This is a genomic window from Thermus oshimai DSM 12092 (assembly GCF_000373145.1).
Taxonomy (GTDB): Bacteria; Deinococcota; Deinococci; order Deinococcales; family Thermaceae; genus Thermus; species Thermus oshimai.
The window spans coordinates 33063-51081 of record NZ_KB890603.1 but is presented as its reverse complement, the minus strand read 5'-3'; the positions used below and the strand labels follow the sequence as shown (position 1 = coordinate 51081).

Here is an 18019-nt window from a genome sequence, read left to right as displayed (position 1 = left end):
ATGCGCTTTAAGGTGGTGCTGGAAAAGAGCGAGGACGGGGGGTACACGGTGTACGTGCCCGCCCTTCCAGGGTGTATCAGCGAGGGGGACACCTTGGAGGAAGCCTTGGCCAACATCCGGGAGGCGATTGCCCTTTACCTCGAGCCCCTAGACGAGGAGATTCCCGAGGGTGTGGAGTTGGCTGAGGTGGAGGTTTGAAGGTCCCTTCCCTTTCCTACAAGAGGGTGATTGCGGCCCTGGAAAGGGCGGGGTTCCAGCATGGAGAAGCGCTTGGGTGGAGAGCGGATTGTGGTGATCGTCCCCGCCCACATCCCCATCAAGCGCTCTACCTTGGCCAGAATCCTTAAGGATGCCCGCCTGAACCTTGAGGAGTTCTTGGACTTATTATAGGGGAGAAAACGATGCCCAAGGAAATCCTGATGCCCGAACTCGCCGAGAGCGTGGTGGAAGGCGAGATCGTGAAGTGGCTGGTGGAGGAGGGAGCCTACCTCAAAAAGGACCAGCCCTTCGTGGAGGTCATGACGGACAAGGTCACGGTGGAGCTACCCTCCCCCTACGAGGGGGTTTTGCTGAAGAAACTGGCCCAGGAGGGGGAGGTGGTGAAGGTCCACGCCCCCATCGCCCTCCTGGCAGAGCCCCACGAGGCCCAGGCCGGTGTCCCCGTCCAGGCCCAGGAGGAACGCTCCATCGTGGAGCCCGGCCTCCCCCCCAAGGACGAGGGGGAGGCCCTTTCCCTCTTCAAGCCCGACACCCGGGAGGTGGCGGTGAAGAACCCCTTCCTGGAGAAGGAACGGGGAAGGGAAAAGGAGGAGGCCCCGCCGGGAAGGGTCCTGGCGGTGCCTGCGGCCAGGAAGCTGGCCCGGGAGCTGGGCATCCCCATCGAGGAGGTGCCGGGCTCGGGGCCCTTGGGCCGGGTGCGGGTGGAGGACGTGCGGGCCTACGCGGAGAAGAAGGCTGGGAAGGCCCTCGAGGAAGCCCCCAAGGCGCGGGAGGAGGTGCCTGCCCCCTCCTTCCCGCCCCCGCCCCGCTACGTCCCCCCCAAGGGGTACGAGGGGCTGGAGGAGCGGGTGCCCCTTAAGGGGGTGAGGCGGAGCATCGCCCAGGGCCTCTGGCAGAGCCACCTCTACACCGTGCGCACCCTCAACGTGGACGAGGCCGACCTTACGGAGCTGGTGGCCCTACGCGAGCGGCTAAAGCCCGAGGCCGAGCGGCAGGGGGTGAAGCTCACCTACCTCCCCTTCATCTTCAAGGCCGTGGTCCGGGCCCTGAAGAAGTACCCCATGCTGAACACCAGCCTGGACGAGGAGCGGGGGGAGATCGTCTACAAGAAGTACTACAACTTAGGGATGGCGGTGGCCACGGAAAGGGGGCTTCTCGTGCCCGTGATCCGGGATGTGGACCGGAAGAGCCTCCTGGAGCTTGCGCAGGAGATCGCCCTTCTTTCGGAAAAGGCCCGGGAAGGCCGCCTGAGCCCGGAGGAGGTCACGGGCTCCACCTTCACCGTGACCAACATCGGCTCCGTGGGGGGCCTCATGAGCTTCCCCATCATCCACACCCCGGACGCGGCCATCCTGGGGGTCCACTCCATCAGGAAGCGCCCCTGGGTCCTAAAGGACGGCTCCCTCGGGGTGCGGGACATCATGCTCCTCTCCCTCTCCTTTGACCACCGGTTGGTGGACGGGGCCGAGGCGGCCATGTTCACCCGGGAGGTGATCCGGCTTCTGGAAAACCCCGACCTCCTCCTCCTGGAGGCCTAGAAGGAGAACGCTATGGAAACCTACGACCTGATCGTGATCGGCACCGGCCCCGGGGGGTACCACGCGGCCATCCGCGGGGCGCAGCTTGGGCTTAGGGTTCTGGCGGTGGAGGCGGGGGCCGTGGGGGGGGTGTGCCTGAACGTGGGCTGCATCCCCACCAAGGCCCTTCTCCACGCCGCGGAGGCCCTCCACACCCTAAAGGCGGGGGAGGCCTTCGGGCTCAAGGCCAAGGCCGAGCTGGACCTAAAGGGCCTCGGGGCCTGGCGGGACAGCGTGGTGCGCAAGCTCACCGGGGGGGTGGGGACCCTCCTTAAGGGGAACAAGGTGGAGCTGGTCCAGGGGTTTGCCCGGTTGGTAGGCCCCAAGGCCATAGAGGTGGGGGGGAAGCGCTACGAGGCGAGGAGCCTCATCCTGGCCACGGGGAGCGAGCCCGCCGCCCTTCCCGGCTTTCCCTTCGGGGAGGACGTGTGGGACTCCACCCGGGCCCTCAAGGTGGAGGAGGGGGTGCCCGGGCGGCTTCTCGTCATCGGGGGCGGGGCGGTGGGCCTGGAGTTCGGCCAGATCTACCACCGCCTGGGAAGCCAGGTGACCCTGATCGAGTACATGCCGGAGATCCTCCCCCAAGGGGATAAGGAGACCGCGGGCCTCCTCCGCCGGGCCCTCATGAAGGAGGGGCTTGTCATCAAGACCGGCACCAAGGCGGTGGGCTACGAGAAGAAGGCGGACGGCCTCCACGTGCGCCTCGAGCCCGCGGAAGGGGGGAAGGGCGAGGAGATCGTGGTGGACAAGATCCTGGTGGCCGTGGGCCGGAAACCCCGCACGGAGGGGCTGGGCCTCGAGGCCTTCGGCATCCTCCGGGACCCCAAGGGCTTCATCCAGGTGAATGGCCGCTTGGAAACGGCCGTAAAGGGGGTTTACGCCATCGGGGATGCCGCCCGTCCTCCCCTCCTCGCCCACAAGGCCATGAAGGAGGGCCTCATCGCCGCGGAGAACGCCGCGGGGCGGGACGCGGCCTTTGATTACCAGATCCCCAGCGTGGTCTACACCGACCCCGAGTGGGCCTCCGTGGGCCTCACGGAGGAGGAGGCGAAACGGGCCGGCTACCGGGTGAAGGTGGGCAGGTTCCCCCTCTCTGCCTCCGGCCGGGCCCTCACCCTGGGGAAGACGGAAGGGCTGATCAAGGTGGTGGGGGACGAGGAGACGGACCTCCTCCTCGGGGTGCACATCCTGGGCCCCGCGGCCAGCGACCTCATCGCCGAGGCTGCCCTTGCCCTGGAGATGGGGGCCATGGTCACCGACCTGGCCCTCACCGTCCACCCCCACCCTACCCTGTCCGAAGGGCTCATGGAGGCGGCGGAGGCCTTCCACAAGCAGGCCATCCACATCCTGAACCGCTAGCCCCCCGTTTGGGGCCCCCGCCAAAGCGCAAGCTTTGGCGGGGTGTTCATCGAATCTCCGTGCCCCCCCAGGCCTCGAGGACCTTCAGGGCCTCCACGTGGTCGGCCTCGCCCCCGAGTTCCCGCTTGGCCACCTCGTAAAGCTCCCGGGTGAGGCGAAGGAGGGGGCTTGGGGCCTTCTCCCTGTCCAGGACCCCCATGGCGATGCCCAGGTCCTTCACCAAAAGGCCCAGGGCGAAGGTCTTGGGGAAGGCCCGGGTCAGGACCCTTTCCGGGATGAGGTTCTCCGTGGCGTTGGAGCGGCCCGAGGAGGCGTTGATGACCTCGAGGGCCTTTTCCGCGGAAACCCCCTGCTTGACCAGGGCCACCAAGCCCTCCCCCGCCGCCCAGAGGTTCACCGCCAAAAGGGCGTTGTTGATGGCCTTCACCGCGTGCCCCGCCCCCACGGGGCCCACGTGGACCACCTTCTTGGCGTAGGCCAGGTAGGGCCGCACCGCCTCCACCCCTTCCTCCGGCCCCCCCATCATCACCGTGAGGGTGCCCCGCTCCGCCCCCGCCGTCCCTCCGGACACCGGGGCATCCAGATAGACCACGCCCCGCTCCAATAGGCGCTCCGCCAGTCTCCGGCTCGCCTCGGGCTCGCCGCTCGTGGCGTCCACCCAGTAGGTGCCGGGGCGGAGGTGGGGGAAAAGACGCTCCGCCACCTCCGCCACCTCCTTGGTGGTGGGGAGGCAGGTGAAGACCACCCGCGCCTCGGCCACCTCCTCCAGGGGCACCGCCTTTGAGCCGAACTCCGCCTGGTGCCTCAGGGCCTTCTCAAAGGTGCGGTTCCAGACCAGGGTGGGGAAGCGCCGGGCCAGGTGCCCCGCCATGGGGTAGCCCATGGCCCCAAGACCGAGGAAGGCCACCTTGTCCATAAGGGGGTTTTACCACAGCCGCAGGGCCTTGGCCAGGCCCCTAAGGAGAAGGAGGAAGAGGAGACTGAAGCCCATGGCCACCCCCAGGAAGACGAAAAACCCCGGGCCAAAGCCCCCCCCTAGGACCATCTCCCTGAGCCATAGCCCCGCGGGGAAGGCCAGGAGCCAGGTGAGGAGGAGGTTGCCCCAGGTGGGCCTCCGGTAGGTGCGGAGGAAGGGGGCGAGGAGGAGCCAGACGAAGAGGACGGGGAGGAGGTTCCGGGCAAGGCCGGGGAGGTCTATGGGCCTCCCGTGGGCAAGGAGCCCCACCCCGGCGAAGAGGAGGAGGGCGAGGAGGTCCAGGAGGAAGAGCCTCACCGCGCCTTGGCCTCCAGGAAGACCCTGTCCGCCCGGTAGGAGCTCCGCACCAAGGGCCCGGCGAAGACCTCGCGGAAGCCGAGCTCGTACCCCCAGGCCTCGTACTTCTTAAACTCCTCCGGGGTCACGTACCGCTCCACGGGAAGGTGGGCCGGGGTGGGGCGGAGGTACTGGCCCAGGGTGAGGATGTCCACCCCGGCCGCCCGCAGGTCTTGCATGGCCTCCAGGATCTCCTCCTCCGTCTCCCCCAGGCCCAGGAGGAGGCTGCTTTTGGTGAGGGCCTCGGGGCGGTAGCGCTTGGCGTGGGCCAGCACTTTTAGGGTCTGCTCGTAGCCCGCCCGCGGGTCCCGCACCTTGCGGGTGAGGCGGCGCACGGTTTCGAGGTTTTGGGCGTAGACCTCAGGCCCCGCGTCCAGCACGGTCTCCACCGCCTTGAGGTCCCCCTGGAAGTCTGGGGTTAAGGCCTCCACCAAGACCCCGGGGGCCCGCTCCTTGATGGCCCGGATGGTCTTGGCGAAGTGGCCCGCGCCCCCGTCCGGGAGGTCGTCCCGGTCCACGCTGGTGAGGACCACGTAGTTCACCCGGAGCCGGGCGATGGCCTCGGCCACCCTTAAGGGCTCCTCCGGGTCCAGCCAGCCCCTGGGGTTTCCCGTGTCCACCGCGCAGAAGCGGCAGGCCCGGGTGCAGACGCTTCCCAGGATCATCACCGTGAGGGTGCCGTGGTTCCAGCACTCCCCGATGTTGGGGCACATGGCCTCCTGGCAGACCGTGTGGAGCTTGAGCTCCCCCACCAAGCCCTTCAGGGCCTGGTAGCGTTCCCCCGCGGGCAGGGGGGCCTTGATCCAGGAGGGCTTCCTCCGGTCCACGGGCTCCGGCCGCTCCTGGGCCAGGCCGTTCTTCACCACCTTGAGCTCGATGCGCTCCCCGTCTGGGCTGACCAGTTCTAGGGTTCTAAACTTGGGCGGCACGCCCCCTCACCTCCGCTTCCCAGCCGAACACCTGGGCGAAGGCCCGCACCACCTGGGCCTTGGCCTCCTCCATGGGCACCTTTCTCCCCAGAAGCTTCTCCAAAGAGATCACCCCTTTGCCCTTGAGCCCGCAGGGGATGATGACGCTGAAATCGTTCAGGTCGGTGTTCACGTTGAGGGCGAAGCCGTGGAAGCTCACCCCCTCCTTCACCGCCACCCCGATGGCGCAGAGCTTGTCCTCCCCCACCCAGACCCCCGCGTACCCCGGGGTGGGGTAGGCGGAAAGGCCGTAAGCGGCGGCCACCCTCACGATGGCCTCCTCGATCTGGCGCAGGAAGCGCCGCACCTCCCGCTCCACGGGGAAGATGGGGTAGCCCACGAGCTGCCCGGGGCCGTGGTAGGTCACGTCCCCGCCCCGCTCCACCCAGTAGAGTTCAAAGCCGTTTTCCCGGTACCAGCTTTCCGGGAAGAGGAGGTTTTCCCCCGTGGCCTTCCGCCCCAGGGTGATCACCCGAGGGTGCTCCAGGAGGAGCAGGGTGGGGGGGCGGAGGCCTTCCTTCACCTCCCGGTGGACCTCCTTCTGGTAGGCCCAGGCTTCCTGGTAGGGCACGAGGCCGAGGTCCTCCACCCAGAACTTCACAAGCCCTAGCATACCCCCTCGCGCCAGGGCCCGTGGGGGGCCGGTTGCACAAAGGGGCGGCCTGGTTTACACTCCTAAGGGCGGGCCGGTGTAGCTCAGCGGTAGAGCAACCGCCTCGTAAGCGGTAGGCCGCCGGTTCGAATCCGGCCACCGGCTCCACACCAGAACGCAAAAACCCCGCCTTACTCTCAGGGCGGGGGTTGCTTTTGACCAATAACTGACCAATAAGGAGCTTAAGCCTGGGGGTAGCCTCCATGACCCTTGAGGAGGGTTTGAAGGTCCAGAACATAGCCCCGGCGTTCCTCCTCAAGAACATGGCGGTACACCCTGAGGGTGATGTCAAAGGAAGCGTGCCCGAGGCGTTCGCTTACCACTTCCAGGGGCACCCCCCGGGCCAGCATGAGGGAGCCCCAGGTATGCCGGAGGTCATGGACCCTACAAGGGCGGATGCCAGCTTGCTGGCAAATACGCCTTAGGGCGTGATTGGGATAGTCAGGATGGACCGGAGTCTTCCCACCCTCCCCAGGGAAAACCCAGGCTTCCTTGAGTGCTTCCGGGGGAAGCTTCTGGGCAAGCTCCTCATACCGGGACTTGAGGGCTTGGAAGAGGTCAAGGGGGAGAGGAAGGACCCTTCGGGACTTGGGCGTTTTGGGGGTGCTGATTTCACCCCCTGAGCCCACCTTGCCCCAAGTCCTTTGCACCCTGAGTTCCCCCTTCTCAAAGTCAATGTCCCCCCACTTGAGGCCAAGGGCTTCTCCCTTCCTCAACCCCAGGCCCAGGAGGAGGCGGAAGAAAAGCTCAAGGGGGTGGCCCTCAGCGGCCTGGAGGAGGGCTTCAACCTCGTGGGGCTCAAGGGCCCTTCCCGGCTTCTCGGGAGGCGCTTCCCTTCCCTGAGCTTTACGGGGTGGCCTTACCAGGCTCACAGGGTTTCTGGCTATGAGCTCAAGCCGGACAGCCTCGTCAAAGAGGGCCCGGAGGAGTTGGTACACCTTGAGGGTTGTCCTGGGGCTAAACCCTTCCTTGACCAAGAAGTCCATAGCCCCCTGGATATGGGAGGGTTTGACGGCTTGGAGCTTGAGGCTTCCCAAGCCCCTACCTTTGCCCCGGAGCTCGGGCATGACCAGGCTAAGGTCTTCCAGGTAAACCTGAACGGTCTTGGGCTTGACTTCTTGGGCCTTCCGTTCAAGCCAGGTTTTGGCCCATTCGGCGAGGGTGAGGAGGGAAGGGTCAACATAGGTGCCCCTTTGCAGACTTACCCGGAGCTCCGCGAGCTTTTCGGCCACTTCCTGCTTGGTCTTGCCGTAGACGGAACGGGTCTTCTGCCTGCCGTCAGGCCATGTGCCCACGGTCAAGATGCCTTCCCAACGCCCATCCTTGCGCTTGCGGATGTGGCCTTCTCCCTTTGCCCGTTTCCGCTTCATCTCTGGATTGCCCTACCAAATCCGTTCTCGGTAATACTCTTCAAGGGTCTTGCCTTCAGCTTCTGCCTTAGCCTTGTCTATTAGCCTTTGCCGCCATGTTTCCACAAGCTTGCTTGCCGCCAAGAAGAGAAAGGTGGACTGCTTATAGAAATCCTCCCATGTTTCCGGGGGATTTTCTCCTCCTTGACTTTTTTTAATGAGCTCTTCTGGGTTACTTGCCCAATCCTGCCAAGATACTTGGCCCGTCAGATACAAACTGACCGCTTGCCTAATGAGCTCGGATATGGCTATGCCGCGCCTTTTAGCCTCTGCTTTGACAAGAGCCTGCATCTCTGGGTCCATGTAAACATTCAGAAAAGGGGTCTTGGGTTTTCCGGACTTTGTCCTGGGCATGCTCTACATGGTACCCCAGACATGGTACCCCAGAAAGTCAGACGGAGCTAAGGGGTGGCAGTAGAGCCCTGGCCGAAGTGGTCAAGCTGTATCTTGACACTACTGAGTTTTCATGCTCCAATAGTGGTGGGTGGGAGCCATGAAAAAGGGAGAGCTTTCCCGGGAGAGGCTTCGGGAGAAGGCGCTTCAGAAGGGGGTAAAGGCCATAGCCCTTAGCCCCGAGGAGTTTGCCGGGGCGATAGGAGTGAGCCTTTCCACCGTTTACAGGCTCATTCGTACCAAGCGTATTCCCTCTGCTCGGCTTGGTAAGCGCATTCTCATCCCCCTCAGCGCCGTGGAGGAGTTTTTGAACGGGGAGAGGGAAGAGGAGGAGGTGGCCCATGCCCGGCGTTGAGGAGCCTGGGAGGGGCCGCGCCTTCAAGCGGCTCCTGAGCGTGCCTGAGGCGGCGGAGCGGCTAGGCCTCCCGGTCAATCTTGTCTACCAGTTTTGCCGGGCCAAGCCGGAGCATCCCCTTTTCATGCCCCATATCAGGCTCGGTAAGCGCGTCTATATTCCACCGGAGGCTTTGGAACTCTGGGTGCAGAAGAACACGGTTGGCTTGTCGGAGGTTTCTGGGGAGGAAGCCTTTTGGCGGCAGGAAGGAGAGGCGTTGGAGGAATAGGAGGGGACTATGGTCAAGGTCAAGGAAGCGGTGGTGCAGGAGGAAGGCCGGGTTTTGGAGCAAGTGGTGGTGGAGCTCGGATGGGCCCGCCTGCCTGAGCTTTTGGCCTTCGTGGAGGAGCTCAAGGCCAAGGTCAAGGAGCTTGGGGCCTCTGTCCTGGAGGCCTCCTTTGAAATGCAGGCCGTGGTGGAGGGCACCAGCCCTGACCTTGTGCAGGAGCTCAAGGCTTGGGCCAAAGAACTTGCTGACCCCCTGGGGAGGAGCCTGGGGGTCAGCGTTCGGAGGGGGTAGCTGATGGTGAGGCCAAAGGGTGGTGCTTTCTTCAGCGTAAAGGACTGGGAGGCGGTTAGGCAAGCCCTTTTGCGCCTGAACGAGGAAGGGCTTGCCCCCCACCTTCTCCTTTTGGTGGAGGGAGTGGAGGTAGGCCCTCACCTTTCCCCCGCGTGGTGGGAGGGCCTTAGGGAACTGCTTGAGGCTTTAGAGGCTCTGGGGGTCAGGGTTTGCCCCGTGGTGCAGTACCGGGACCCTGAGGAAGGCTTCAGGGAAGTGGACCTTGAAGGCCTCCTTCGGAAGGTGGCCTCCGTGGGGGAGGGGGTATATGGCGGATCACGGGAGGCTTCCATGCCCCCTTTGGAGGGGCAAAATCCCGTTTGGAAGGGCAATCCGCGGGGAGAGGTTGCCGGGCTTTCCCTGAATACCCTTCCCCCCCTTGCTGGTGGAGGGGGTGGGAGGAAGCCCCCGCAAGTGAGCGTGGGGGCCTTGGGGGAGGGGAAGCCGGATGACTTCTTCCTCCTCCTCGGAACCCTCCTTTACGGCTTGACCAGCCTTTGGGAGGTTTGGCGTTCCCGAAAGGCGAGGGGGAGGGCTGTTGCTCACGAGGAGGAGGCTTGGGCATGAGCGTTTTGGAGCACATCCTTTTCCAAACCCGGGCCCGTCCCTCGGGGAAAAACCGCTGGATAGGGCATTGCCCGGCCCACGAGGACCGGGAACCTAGCCTTTCCATCCGGCTTACCTTTGACGGGAGGGTCCTTCTCCATTGCTTTGCAGGGTGCCCTATTGAGGCGGTTTTGGCGGCTTTGGGCCTGGAGTTTCGCGACCTTTTTGATGGGGTGAGGAGGGGGGCCTTTGAGGCCTGGCCCCCTCCCCCCTATCGGGGAGAGGCCAAGCCGGACGAGAAGCGCCGGAAGGCCTTACAAAGGCTTTGGGGAGAGGCCATTCCCCTTGAGGGGAAGGGGGCGGAACTGGGGCGGCGCTACCTCGAGGCCCGAGGCCTGAACCTCGAGGCCGTCCTCCCCGGCCTCCAAAACCTGCGCTTTCACCCCTCCTTGGAGTACCGGGAGGGGGGGAAGGTCCTGGGGGTCCTCCCTGCCCTCCTGGCCCGGGTGGAGCACCCTCAACACGGCTTAGTGGCCCTCCACCGCACCTATTTGAGCCCGGACGGGAGGGGCAAAGCTCAAGTCCCCTCCCCCAAAAAGCTCACTAAGGCCGTCTTTGAGGGGGCCACAAAGGGCGCGGCCATAAGGCTTTATCCCCTGGAAGGGGAGGCTTTGGCCTTGGCCGAGGGGATAGAAACCGCCTTGGCGGTGCGGGAGGCCGGGCTTTTGCCCGTTTGGGCCACGGTGAGCGCCAACGGGTTGGAGTGGGTAGAGCTACCCCAAGAGGTGCGAAGCGTCCTGATAGCGGCAGACCACGACCCCAGGGGCTTGGAGGCCGCCCACAACCTGGCTGGCCGCCTGTTCCTTGGGGGGGTGAGGGTTTCCGTGCTGGCCCCTTCCTGGGAAGGGAAGGACTGGCTAGATGTGCTCAAAGGGGCCAAGGCGGAAGGGGGGAGGGTCCATGGTCAAGGCTAACTTCCTGGCGGACTTGGAGCGCTTGAAGAAGCCCATCCCCTTTTCTCCCGAGGGGCTTCCCGAACCTGCTCCTTTGGAGGAACTAGGGGAGGAAGAGCTTCCCCCCTTCCCCGGGGAAATCCTTCCCGGGGAGCTAGAGGCCTTTTTAAGGCCCTTCGCTGAGCGTTTGGCGGTGGAGTACGGTGCCGTAGCCATCACGGCTTTGGGCTTGGCCTCAGGCCTCCTGGCGGGGCGCTATGTGGTGCAACCCGACCCCCAAAATCCCACTTGGCGCGAGGGGGTCAACCTTTGGGTTGCGGTTATCTCCGACCCCGGCACCAAGAAGACCCCCATCCTCAAGACCTTGGCGGAGCCCCTTTACGAGCTAGAGGCCCACTTCCAGGAAGAGTATGAGGAACGGCGGAGGACCTATGAACTGGAGCGCCAAGCCTGGCAGGCCAGCAAGCCCCAGGAGCGGGGGCCAGAGCCCCAGGAGCCCAGGGCCTTCCGGGTCCTGGTGGAGGACGCGACCAAAGAGGCCTTGGCCCAAGTCCTCAAGGAAAACCGGGGCGTTGTGGCGGTGTATGACGAGCTCAAGGGCCTCTTTAGCACCTGGCAGAGGGTGGACCGCCAAGCTGACCGGGCCTTTTACCTGAAGGCCCATTCCGGGGGAAGCCACCGGGAGGACCGCATGGGCCGAAAAGGCCACTTCGTGCGGGACATGTGGCTTGCCATCGTGGGCTTCATCCAGCCCGGGCCCTTTCGGCGGCTCCTGAAGGAAGCCGCCAAAGGGGGGGAAGAGGCGGACGGCCTGGTCCAGCGCTTCGTGATGGTGGAAGGGCGGCTTCTCCCTTGGAAGAAGGAGCGGCCCAGCGTTCCTAGGGAAGCCCAAGAGGCCTACAAGGCCTTCATGAAAGGCCTTTGGCAATCTCCCGAGGGAGCACCCAGGATTTTGCGCTTCGCCCCGGATGCCCAGGAGCTTTGGTACGAGTGGGAGGACGAGGTGGAGCAGGAGGCCCGGGATCCGGACCTTCCTCCTTCCTGGAAGGCCTATCTTGGCAAGCGCTTGCTCCTCACCGCCCGCTTTGCCGGGGTTTTGAGCTTGGTGTGGAAGGAGGGGGAATGGGTCAGCGCGGAAAGCCTTCTTCGCGCGATTGAGCTGGTGCAATGGGCAGACGCTCACGCCAAGCGGATTTGGCGGGGGGCAACCCGGGGGGACTACTCCCCTGCAAACCGGGTAGCCGTGAGGATTTTGGAGCGCGCGAGGGAAGGCAAGCTACCCGAGCAAATCACGCCCAAGTGGGTTTGGGACCTTGGCTTTGCGGGGATAGAAAGCGTGGCTCAGGCCGCCAAGGTCCTTCAGCGCCTGGCGGAAAAGGGCTGGCTTCTTGAGGTCCAGCCCCGCAACCGCAATAGGGGAGGCAAGGCCTTCGTTCTTAACCCCAAAGTCCTTGAGGGCTTAAAGCCCGAGGAGCTTCAAGGGGCATAGGGTAGGCCTCTTCTCCCCCGCCCCATACCAGGGCGGGGGCCTTTCTATCCTTGGTGCTCCTCAAGGGGCGATGGGGGGTGAGCTTAAAAGAACGGGTTTTCTTGACCCTTGCCTTTCCTTTTTCCCTTAAAAATCGCCCTTTTCTAAAGGGGGGTAAGCACCCCCCTTTAACCCCCCTTTAGGCGTTCTGGAGCCTGCTTTCTAAAGGGGGGTTCAACCCCCCTCAACCCCCCTTTAGAAAAACTGAAGCCGTGCCAAAAATCCTAAAGGGGGGTTGAGCCGCAGATTTTACCCCCCTTTAGAACTTGCGTCCTGGACGGGAAAAGTCCTCCTAAAGGGGGGTAAAGGGGGGTTAAAGGGGGGTAAGCGAGAAGAGGGCATTTTCCCTGTCTGGGACGGCGAAAACCACTTCCTAAAGGGGGGTAAAGTGGGGGGGTCGCCCTTTTATATCCTGAGGGGGGTGGCTGAGGTGAATGGTCAAAAGGCCTTTGGGGTGATGCTTTTAGGCCTCATAGCCCTCTACTTCACCCTTCAGGGGCGTAAGGAGCCCCCGGCTCCTCCTCCCCCTCCTTCCTCCTCTCCTCAAGGAGAGGCCTCCCCTACCTGCCAAGCCCGGATGTGGGCCGCCACCCTGGGCTACCAGGAGGTGCGCTTACAGCTTGAAGGGCAAGCCTCCCTCATCCGCCTGGCATGGCCCCAGGGGAGCCTTGAAGTGGAGACCCCCCGGGTGTGCTCGGCGGGGGAGTGCCGGGTGCCCATTCCCCCAGGGGTGAGGCCCGTGGAGGTGAGGGTGGACGCGTGCCCCCCTATCCGCCTGGGGGAGTGAGGGCCTGGGGTCAGCCCCTCCCTTCCAGGGGGGGCACCCTTACCACGGTCAGGCCCTCCTTCTTGGCCGCCCGGTAGAGGGTTCGGTCAAAGGTGAGGAGGGCGGTGTCCGGGTAGAGGCCCCTGAGGAAGAGGGCCCCTTCCAGATGGACCGCATCCGCCCCCTTGAGGGGGTGCCTTTCGCATAGGCGGGCCGCCCTCATGTGGCCTTCCAGGGTGGGGGTGAGGACTTCCAGGTACTCCCAAAGCTCGTAGAGCTCCCGGAGGGCCTTGCGGTAGAGGGGACGGGTGAGCCTGCCGTCCCTCTGCATGGCGTGGAGGACCCCCACCGCTTCCGGGAGGGCGAAGGCGCTTGCCGCGTGGGCTTGGGCCTGGGAGAAGGCTTCTCGGGCCAGGTCAGAAAGGTCCTCCCGGAGGAGGACCTTGAGGAGGCCGCTGGTTTCCAGGAAGAGCCTCAACGCCTTTGCTCCTGGAGGTAGGCGAGGCTGGGCTTCCCAGGCTTGGGCACCACGGGCTCAGGTAGGGGAGGCTTTCCCTTCTTGCGGGGAGGGGTGATGAGGAAAGGGGCCTCTTCCTTGGGTTTGGGCCGCGTGCTCCTGGGCATGCCCTCAGTCTACCCGGCCAGGAGGCCCGGGCAAAGCGCCGGGTCAGGGTGAAGGGTGTCCCCTGGGGGCGAAGGGGCTTTCGGGGCCTTGGGGCTTCCACCCCCTTCTTCCTTTCCTCTTGGGGGAGGGCCCTCACCGGGGGGAGTCCCGAGGAAGGGGCGAAACGCCCTTTATCCCTCGGGGAGCCTCCTCCTATCCTTGGGGCATGGCGGTCCTGCAGGGGCACCGGGAGGGGGAGGAGGGCTTCCGGGAGGAGCCTCCTACCCCCTACCGGGGGGAAGGCCCTAGAGGAGGGAGGATGGGGCATTTGGAGCTCACCGAGTGGCAAAAGCGGGTGCTTGGCTATCTGGCCCAGGCCGGAGAGGCCCGCCTTTCCGAGGTGGCCCGGGCCCTGGGGGCGGGGGAGGCGGGGCTTAAGGACCTTTTGACCCGCCTGAAGGCCCGGGGCCTGGTGGAGAGCACCGCAAGGCGCACCTGGAGGCCCACGGGCCAAGGGCTTTTGGCCCTAAAGGGGGTGCCTTCCCGCCCCTCCTCCCTGGCGGCTCATCCCGGCTTTGCTTCCCTCCTTGCCCTCCTTCCCGTCCCCGAGTACCGGGCCCTCTTGCGCCTTACCGTGGCGGTGGCCTACCTGAGGCGGAAAGCCCCCCACTTGGGGCCCATGCCCTGGCTTGGAGCCTATGGGCCCCCAGGAACCGGGAAAAGCACCGTGGGGGAGGCGGCTTTGGCCCTGGTGGGAGGGCGCTTCTTTGATGTGCGGGCCATGACCCCAGGGGAAGCCTTGGGCAGGAGGCGGCAAACCCAGGGGGGAGGCTGGGAAGTGGAGCCCCCCGCCACCTTGGAGGGGCCTATAACCGTCCTGGATGAGCTTGGGGAGGCCCAAGCCGAGCTTCAAAGGGCCCTTTTCGCCCTGGTCAACGACCGCCCCACGGTGCTCATAGAGGGGCAGGAGCTTCCCCACCGGGCCGCCATCTACGCCACATGGAACCCCGAGGCCCGGGAAGTGCCCCTCCCCGAGGGGGCCAAGAGGCGGGGCCTCCTCCTCAACACCGCCCCCTATGTCCGCACCCTCCACAAGGCCTTTCTTCGGGAAGGGGTAGGCGAGAGGCTGAGGGAGCTTTTGGACACCTACCCCTCCCCTTGGGTAGACCTAGAGGCCCTTCCTTCCCCCAACCTCGAGGGCGTGGACCCTGGGCCCCTCAGGGAGGCCCTTTACCGCCTGCTCACCCCAAAGGGCAAGGGGGAAGTACCCCTAGGGGCCCTCAGGCCTCTTGCCGTGGCCTACAATACCCTTTACTTTCCAGAAAAAGAGGCCTCCTTGGTGGAGGTGGCCTACGACATGGCCCTTCTCCTGGCCTCCAGGCCGGGCCTCCTCCTCCCCGGATGGGCCAAGGCCCTTCAAGGTTTGCGGGGAGGCCTTCCCCTTGAGGAGCCTACCCCCCAAGAGGGAAGCAAGGACTACCGGGCCCGTATGGAAGAGTGGGGGAGGCGGAAGCGCTTGGAGGCCGCCTTGGCCCGCCTTACCCGGGAGCTTCACCGCTACCGGAGCCTGACCCGGGAGGAAGAGGTGGCCCGCGCGGAGCTTTTGGGCAAGGTGGAGGCCTTGAGGGAGGAACTGGGCAAGGAGGCCTCCCCCGCCCCCTTGGAGGCCTTGGAGGAGGACGGGAAGGCCTTGCTCCGAGCCATGGAGGAGCTTTTGGAGCGCATACGCCACCGCCTTGAGGTAGAGAGGAAGCGCTTGCTGGAAGAGGCGAAGAGCCTCAAGGCCCAGGCCTTAGAGGCCTACAACCTGGCCCAAAAGCTCAAGGCCCTGGCCTATAGGAACCCGGAGGAGGGCATGCGCCTTTTGGAGGAGCGCGGCATGGTCCAAAGGGTAGCCGTGGCCGCCCTCCCCGCCCCCAAGGAGAAGCCCCCAGAGGAGCGGGTCATGCAGGGTTTTAGCGTGGCTTTGGGCCTCCTCCTAGGGCTTTCGGGAAGGCGGGAGGGGTGGAGCCTAGCCCTGGAAGCCGCCCTCCCCAAGGCCCCGCCTTCCCTAGCCCCCGTTTGGACCTTCCAGGGGCAGGAGGTGAAGGACTTGGCCCGCTTCCTTTGGGAGATGGCAAACCGCCTGGAAGGGTGGGCGCGGCAAAACTCCTCCAAAGCGCAGTCCCTGAGGGAAAAAGTCAGGGGTTTGGCCTGAGGATAGACCAAGATTTTGACCAATAAGCAACGGGCAACAGCAGGAACCAACGGCGACCAAAACCCCCCTAAAGGACCCTTTTGAACGCTTTTCACCACAACCGCCTTCCCCAAAAGCCCGGTTTTAGGGGAGCTCGTAAGCGGTAGGCCGCCGGTTCAAATCCGGCCACCGGCTCCAGACCAAGCCCCCTGGCCTGGCGAAGGGCCAGGGGGTGGTTTTTGCGTAGGATGGGGGCGTGGAAGCCATCGTCCTGGCAGGAGGGCATGAGCCCTGGGCGGAGAAGTACGGGGTGCGGAGCAAGGCCCTGGTGCCCTTTAAAGGGAGGCCCATGGTGGAGTGGGTCCTCGAGGCCCTGGTGGGGGCGGGGCTGGAGCCCATCTACGTGGGGGAGAACCCCGGCCTAACCCCTGCCCCCAAGCGCACCCTAAAGGACCGGGGGAGCCTCCTGGACAACCTGGAAGCCGCCCTGGCCCACGCGGAGGGGAAGGTCCTGGTGGCCACGGGGGACATCCCCCACCTCACCCCCGAGGCCGTGCGCTTCGTGCTGGAAAAGGCCCCCGAGGCCGCCCTCGTCTACCCCATCGTCCCCAGGGAGCGGGTGGAGGCCCGCTTTCCCGGAAACCGCCGCACCTACGCCCGCCTGCGGGAAGGGGTCTACACCGGGGGAAACCTCCTCCTTCTGGACAAGGCCCTCTTCTTCCAGGCCCTGCCCCTGGCCCGGCGGGTGGTGGCCCTGAGGAAACGCCCCCTGGCCCTGGCCCGGCTGGTGGGGTGGGACATCCTCCTTAAGCTCCTTCTCGGACGCTTAAGCCTTTCCGAGGTGGAGGCCCGGGCGGGGCGGATCCTGGGGGTGGAGGCCCGGGCCCTTCCCGTGCCCTACCCCGAGGTGGGGGTGGACGTGGACCGGGAGGAGGACCTGGTAAGCTAAGCCCATGCGCACGGTGAAAGAACTCCGCCTGGCGGGGCTTTTCGCCTACCTGGCCGCCTTGGTGGTGGGGCTTCTTCTATCCCTCCTCCTCCACGCCCTCTTGGGGGGTGGGGGGCGGCTTGGGTGGGAGGGGTTCAACTTCTATGGGCTTCTGGAAGGGCTTTTCTTCCTCTTCGCCTTCACCTTCACCCTCTACCTGGCCCAGCAGGCGGTGCGGGTGCCCTGCGCCACCCTCCTCACCGCGGGGCTCATCGCCCCTAGGCCCGCCTACCGCCTGGCCAAGCCCCTGCCCAAGGTGGAGGCCCTCGAGGCCTACGAGGGCCGGGGGGTGGCCCTTCTGGTCCAGGAGGGGCGGCCGGTGGCCCTTCTTGGGCTTTCCGACGGGGTCTTGCCCCTGGAGGAGGTGCCGGGGGTGGAGGCGGAGGTGGCGGTGTCCGAGCTCCTCCCCCTCTTCTTCCGCAGGCCCTTGGTCCTGGTCTACCGGGGGGAGGAGGTGGTGGGGGCCATCCCCCGGGAAGCCCTTGACAGGCCGGGCCTTGGCCTAAAATAGGGGGGAGCGGATGCTCGGGAGGTGAAGGATGCCGCACGTGATCTGCGAGCCCTGCATCGGCGTAAAGGACCAGTCCTGCGTGGAGGTCTGCCCGGTGGAGTGCATCTACGACGGGGGGGACCAGTTCTACATCCACCCCGAGGAGTGCATCGACTGCGGGGCCTGCGTGCCCGCCTGCCCGGTGAACGCCATCTTCCCCGAGGAGGACGTTCCCGAGCAGTGGAAGTCCTACATTGAGAAGAACCGCAAGCTGGCGGGTCTGGGGTAGCCCTCAGCGCGGCTGGAAGCGGTGAGGGCTGAGGGGCCGCACGTACCACTGGATGGCCGGCCCCCCGTCCTTCACGTAGCGGAACCCCTGGGCCAGGAAGAAGGCCTTGGCCCGGGGGTTGTTGCCGTAGACCACCGCGTAAAGCCGCTCCATCCCCGCAAGGCCCTCCACCAGGTGGGCCAGGGCCCGTTGCCCAAGCCCCTGACCCTGGTGGTCCTCCCGGATGAGGAGGAGGCTTAGGGTGGCGTCCCCCTCCTCGGGGTAATGGAGCTTGTAGTCCAGGTAGCCCAAGGGTTCCGGTCCCTGGAAGAGCAAAAAGGCCCGCCGCCTGGGGTCCTGGGCCAGGGTGTTCAGGTCCTGGAGGACGTCCTCCAGGGTGGGGAGCTCCATGCCGATCAGGGTGAAGTAGCCGGGGCTTCCCCGGTAGACCTGGTGGACCAGGGGGGCCTCCTCCTCCAGGTTGAGCCCCAGGGGGCGGAGTTCCAGGCTTAAGGTCCGCATCCCGCCCATGCTACCCTTCCTGTCCTTAGGATGGGGTGAGAAAAAACCCTCCCCGGGGTCTTCCGGGGAGGGCTTCCTCAAGCCGTTACTTGCGGGCCGGCTCCACCACGGTGACGTTCACCGCCTGGGGGCCCTTGCCGTTCTTGCCCGGCTCCACCTCAAAGGTGACGATGTCGCCCTCGTTCAGGGTGCGGAACCCCTTGGCGTTGATGGCGCTGAAGTGGACGAACACGTCCGTGTCGCCTTCGCGCTCAATGAAGCCGTAGCCCTTCTCCGCGTTGAACCACTTGACCCGACCCTTCTGCATACCGCTCCTTCTTCTTCCGCGACCCCAAG

The 18019-nt window shown here is 65.3% G+C and carries 24 protein-coding genes and 1 tRNA gene; 15 read left to right on the top strand and 10 right to left on the bottom strand.

Annotated features, from left to right (window positions below):
- Genes B043_RS0102580 through lpdA form a run of 4 tightly spaced genes read left to right on the top strand, consistent with a single transcriptional unit; the run spans window position 1 to window position 3155 of the window.
- Window positions 1-198 (top strand): type II toxin-antitoxin system HicB family antitoxin, encoded by a 198-nt coding sequence (locus B043_RS0102580; protein WP_016330270.1) that lies wholly within the window; start codon window positions 1-3, stop codon window positions 196-198.
- Window positions 199-258: 60 nt separating this feature from the next.
- On the top strand, window positions 259-390 hold the full coding sequence (locus tag B043_RS13285) for a type II toxin-antitoxin system HicA family toxin (protein WP_018460842.1): 132 nt from the start codon (window positions 259-261) through the stop codon (window positions 388-390).
- A gap of 11 nt (window positions 391-401) precedes the next feature.
- On the top strand, window positions 402-1757 hold the full coding sequence (locus B043_RS0102570; RefSeq protein WP_018460841.1) for a dihydrolipoamide acetyltransferase family protein: 1356 nt from the start codon (window positions 402-404) through the stop codon (window positions 1755-1757).
- A gap of 12 nt (window positions 1758-1769) precedes the next feature.
- A complete protein-coding gene (gene lpdA / locus B043_RS0102565) occupies window positions 1770-3155 on the top strand; it encodes a dihydrolipoyl dehydrogenase (protein WP_018460840.1) in 1386 nt (461 codons plus the stop codon).
- Window positions 3156-3201: 46 nt separating this feature from the next.
- Here lpdA and B043_RS0102560 read toward each other — a convergent pair whose 3' ends face one another.
- From B043_RS0102560 to lipB, 4 genes are read right to left on the bottom strand one after another with little or no spacing between them, the layout of a single operon-like run.
- Window positions 3202-4071 (bottom strand): NAD(P)-dependent oxidoreductase, encoded by an 870-nt coding sequence (locus B043_RS0102560; RefSeq protein WP_018460839.1) that lies wholly within the window; start codon window positions 4069-4071, stop codon window positions 3202-3204.
- A gap of 9 nt (window positions 4072-4080) precedes the next feature.
- Window positions 4081-4428, bottom strand: coding sequence for a DUF3054 domain-containing protein (locus B043_RS0102555; RefSeq protein WP_018460838.1), 348 nt, complete (start codon window positions 4426-4428; stop codon window positions 4081-4083).
- Entirely contained in the window at window positions 4425-5396 is a 972-nt protein-coding gene (gene lipA, locus B043_RS0102550; RefSeq protein ID WP_016330264.1) for a lipoyl synthase, read from the bottom strand. Before lipA ends, B043_RS0102555 begins: the two co-directional genes overlap by 4 nt.
- On the bottom strand, window positions 5380-6036 hold the full coding sequence (gene lipB, locus B043_RS0102545) for a lipoyl(octanoyl) transferase LipB (protein ID WP_155987384.1): 657 nt from the start codon (window positions 6034-6036) through the stop codon (window positions 5380-5382). The genes lipA and lipB overlap by 17 nt, the downstream gene beginning before the upstream one ends.
- Window positions 6037-6120: 84 nt before the next feature.
- On the opposite strand from lipB, the gene B043_RS0102540 reads away from it, so the two are divergent.
- Window positions 6121-6195: transfer RNA gene (locus tag B043_RS0102540), tRNA-Thr, on the top strand.
- 74 nt (window positions 6196-6269) lie between these two features.
- Here the strand turns inward: B043_RS0102540 and B043_RS0102535 are convergent.
- Both B043_RS0102535 and B043_RS12560 read right to left on the bottom strand, forming a co-directional pair.
- Window positions 6270-7457, bottom strand: a complete 1188-nt coding sequence (locus B043_RS0102535) for a tyrosine-type recombinase/integrase (RefSeq protein ID WP_018460836.1) — start codon at window positions 7455-7457, stop codon at window positions 6270-6272.
- A gap of 12 nt (window positions 7458-7469) precedes the next feature.
- Window positions 7470-7799 (bottom strand): ribbon-helix-helix protein, CopG family, encoded by a 330-nt coding sequence (locus tag B043_RS12560; RefSeq protein ID WP_420918355.1) that lies wholly within the window; start codon window positions 7797-7799, stop codon window positions 7470-7472.
- 190 nt (window positions 7800-7989) lie between these two features.
- On the opposite strand from B043_RS12560, the gene B043_RS0102530 reads away from it, so the two are divergent.
- The 6 genes from B043_RS0102530 to B043_RS0102505 all read left to right on the top strand — a co-directional run bounded on the left by B043_RS0102530 (window position 7990) and on the right by B043_RS0102505 (window position 11830).
- Window positions 7990-8244, top strand: a complete 255-nt coding sequence (locus B043_RS0102530) for a helix-turn-helix domain-containing protein (RefSeq protein WP_018460835.1) — start codon at window positions 7990-7992, stop codon at window positions 8242-8244.
- Complete coding sequence (locus B043_RS12190) at window positions 8231-8512, top strand: helix-turn-helix domain-containing protein (RefSeq protein ID WP_018460834.1); 282 nt, start codon at window positions 8231-8233, stop codon at window positions 8510-8512. The genes B043_RS0102530 and B043_RS12190 overlap by 14 nt, the downstream gene beginning before the upstream one ends.
- Before the next feature lie 9 nt (window positions 8513-8521).
- Complete coding sequence (locus tag B043_RS0102520; protein WP_018460833.1) at window positions 8522-8803, top strand: hypothetical protein; 282 nt, start codon at window positions 8522-8524, stop codon at window positions 8801-8803.
- Window positions 8804-8917: 114 nt separating this feature from the next.
- Window positions 8918-9409 carry a hypothetical protein gene (locus tag B043_RS12755; RefSeq protein WP_155987383.1) on the top strand — a complete coding sequence of 164 codons (492 nt, stop codon included), beginning with the start codon at window positions 8918-8920 and terminating at the stop codon, window positions 9407-9409.
- Window positions 9406-10362, top strand: a complete 957-nt coding sequence (locus tag B043_RS0102510) for a DUF7146 domain-containing protein (RefSeq protein WP_018460831.1) — start codon at window positions 9406-9408, stop codon at window positions 10360-10362. Before B043_RS12755 ends, B043_RS0102510 begins: the two co-directional genes overlap by 4 nt.
- Window positions 10349-11830, top strand: a complete 1482-nt coding sequence (locus B043_RS0102505) for a YfjI family protein (RefSeq protein WP_018460830.1) — start codon at window positions 10349-10351, stop codon at window positions 11828-11830. Before B043_RS0102510 ends, B043_RS0102505 begins: the two co-directional genes overlap by 14 nt.
- Window positions 11831-12666: 836 nt before the next feature.
- Here B043_RS0102505 and B043_RS0102490 read toward each other — a convergent pair.
- The gene (locus B043_RS0102490; protein ID WP_018460827.1) at window positions 12667-13113 is read right to left on the bottom strand and encodes a type II toxin-antitoxin system VapC family toxin; all 447 of its coding nucleotides are present in this window, start codon (window positions 13111-13113) and stop codon (window positions 12667-12669) included.
- The gene (locus B043_RS12900) at window positions 13110-13259 is read right to left on the bottom strand and encodes a hypothetical protein (protein ID WP_018460826.1); all 150 of its coding nucleotides are present in this window, start codon (window positions 13257-13259) and stop codon (window positions 13110-13112) included. The genes B043_RS0102490 and B043_RS12900 overlap by 4 nt, the downstream gene beginning before the upstream one ends.
- A 206-nt stretch (window positions 13260-13465) precedes the next feature.
- Between B043_RS12900 and B043_RS0102480 the strand changes: the two genes are divergently transcribed.
- The 4 genes from B043_RS0102480 to B043_RS0102465 all read left to right on the top strand — a co-directional run bounded on the left by B043_RS0102480 (window position 13466) and on the right by B043_RS0102465 (window position 17182).
- Entirely contained in the window at window positions 13466-15436 is a 1971-nt protein-coding gene (locus tag B043_RS0102480) for an AAA family ATPase (RefSeq protein ID WP_018460825.1), read from the top strand.
- A gap of 235 nt (window positions 15437-15671) precedes the next feature.
- Window positions 15672-16364 (top strand): NTP transferase domain-containing protein, encoded by a 693-nt coding sequence (locus tag B043_RS0102475; RefSeq protein WP_016330251.1) that lies wholly within the window; start codon window positions 15672-15674, stop codon window positions 16362-16364.
- A 4-nt stretch (window positions 16365-16368) separates the two neighbouring features.
- Window positions 16369-16914 (top strand): hypothetical protein, encoded by a 546-nt coding sequence (locus B043_RS0102470; protein ID WP_016330250.1) that lies wholly within the window; start codon window positions 16369-16371, stop codon window positions 16912-16914.
- 28 nt (window positions 16915-16942) lie between these two features.
- Complete coding sequence (locus B043_RS0102465; protein ID WP_015716251.1) at window positions 16943-17182, top strand: ferredoxin; 240 nt, start codon at window positions 16943-16945, stop codon at window positions 17180-17182.
- A gap of 3 nt (window positions 17183-17185) precedes the next feature.
- Here B043_RS0102465 and B043_RS0102460 read toward each other — a convergent pair whose 3' ends face one another.
- Together B043_RS0102460 and B043_RS0102455 are read right to left on the bottom strand one after the other, a co-directional pair.
- On the bottom strand, window positions 17186-17692 hold the full coding sequence (locus B043_RS0102460; protein WP_016330249.1) for a GNAT family N-acetyltransferase: 507 nt from the start codon (window positions 17690-17692) through the stop codon (window positions 17186-17188).
- A gap of 76 nt (window positions 17693-17768) precedes the next feature.
- Entirely contained in the window at window positions 17769-17990 is a 222-nt protein-coding gene (locus B043_RS0102455; RefSeq protein ID WP_003043467.1) for a cold-shock protein, read from the bottom strand.
- Window positions 17991-18019: the final 29 nt, after the last annotated feature.

Coding starts and splice junctions, on each gene's coding strand:
- B043_RS12560 (WP_420918355.1), bottom strand. CDS start 7,799: ATGGACCCAGAGATGCAGGCTCTTGTCAAAGCAGAGGCTAAAAGGCGC.
- B043_RS0102480 (WP_018460825.1), top strand. CDS start 13,466: ATGGCGGTCCTGCAGGGGCACCGGGAGGGGGAGGAGGGCTTCCGGGAG.
- B043_RS12900 (WP_018460826.1), bottom strand. CDS start 13,259: ATGCCCAGGAGCACGCGGCCCAAACCCAAGGAAGAGGCCCCTTTCCTC.
- B043_RS0102465 (WP_015716251.1), top strand. CDS start 16,943: ATGCCGCACGTGATCTGCGAGCCCTGCATCGGCGTAAAGGACCAGTCC.
- B043_RS0102520 (WP_018460833.1), top strand. CDS start 8,522: ATGGTCAAGGTCAAGGAAGCGGTGGTGCAGGAGGAAGGCCGGGTTTTG.
- lpdA (WP_018460840.1), top strand. CDS start 1,770: ATGGAAACCTACGACCTGATCGTGATCGGCACCGGCCCCGGGGGGTAC.
- B043_RS0102460 (WP_016330249.1), bottom strand. CDS start 17,692: ATGGGCGGGATGCGGACCTTAAGCCTGGAACTCCGCCCCCTGGGGCTC.
- B043_RS0102510 (WP_018460831.1), top strand. CDS start 9,406: ATGAGCGTTTTGGAGCACATCCTTTTCCAAACCCGGGCCCGTCCCTCG.
- B043_RS13285 (WP_018460842.1), top strand. CDS start 259: ATGGAGAAGCGCTTGGGTGGAGAGCGGATTGTGGTGATCGTCCCCGCC.
- B043_RS12190 (WP_018460834.1), top strand. CDS start 8,231: ATGCCCGGCGTTGAGGAGCCTGGGAGGGGCCGCGCCTTCAAGCGGCTC.
- B043_RS0102560 (WP_018460839.1), bottom strand. CDS start 4,071: ATGGACAAGGTGGCCTTCCTCGGTCTTGGGGCCATGGGCTACCCCATG.
- B043_RS0102535 (WP_018460836.1), bottom strand. CDS start 7,457: ATGAAGCGGAAACGGGCAAAGGGAGAAGGCCACATCCGCAAGCGCAAG.
- B043_RS0102570 (WP_018460841.1), top strand. CDS start 402: ATGCCCAAGGAAATCCTGATGCCCGAACTCGCCGAGAGCGTGGTGGAA.
- B043_RS0102580 (WP_016330270.1), top strand. CDS start 1: ATGCGCTTTAAGGTGGTGCTGGAAAAGAGCGAGGACGGGGGGTACACG.
- B043_RS0102505 (WP_018460830.1), top strand. CDS start 10,349: ATGGTCAAGGCTAACTTCCTGGCGGACTTGGAGCGCTTGAAGAAGCCC.
- B043_RS0102530 (WP_018460835.1), top strand. CDS start 7,990: ATGAAAAAGGGAGAGCTTTCCCGGGAGAGGCTTCGGGAGAAGGCGCTT.
- B043_RS0102455 (WP_003043467.1), bottom strand. CDS start 17,990: ATGCAGAAGGGTCGGGTCAAGTGGTTCAACGCGGAGAAGGGCTACGGC.
- B043_RS0102470 (WP_016330250.1), top strand. CDS start 16,369: ATGCGCACGGTGAAAGAACTCCGCCTGGCGGGGCTTTTCGCCTACCTG.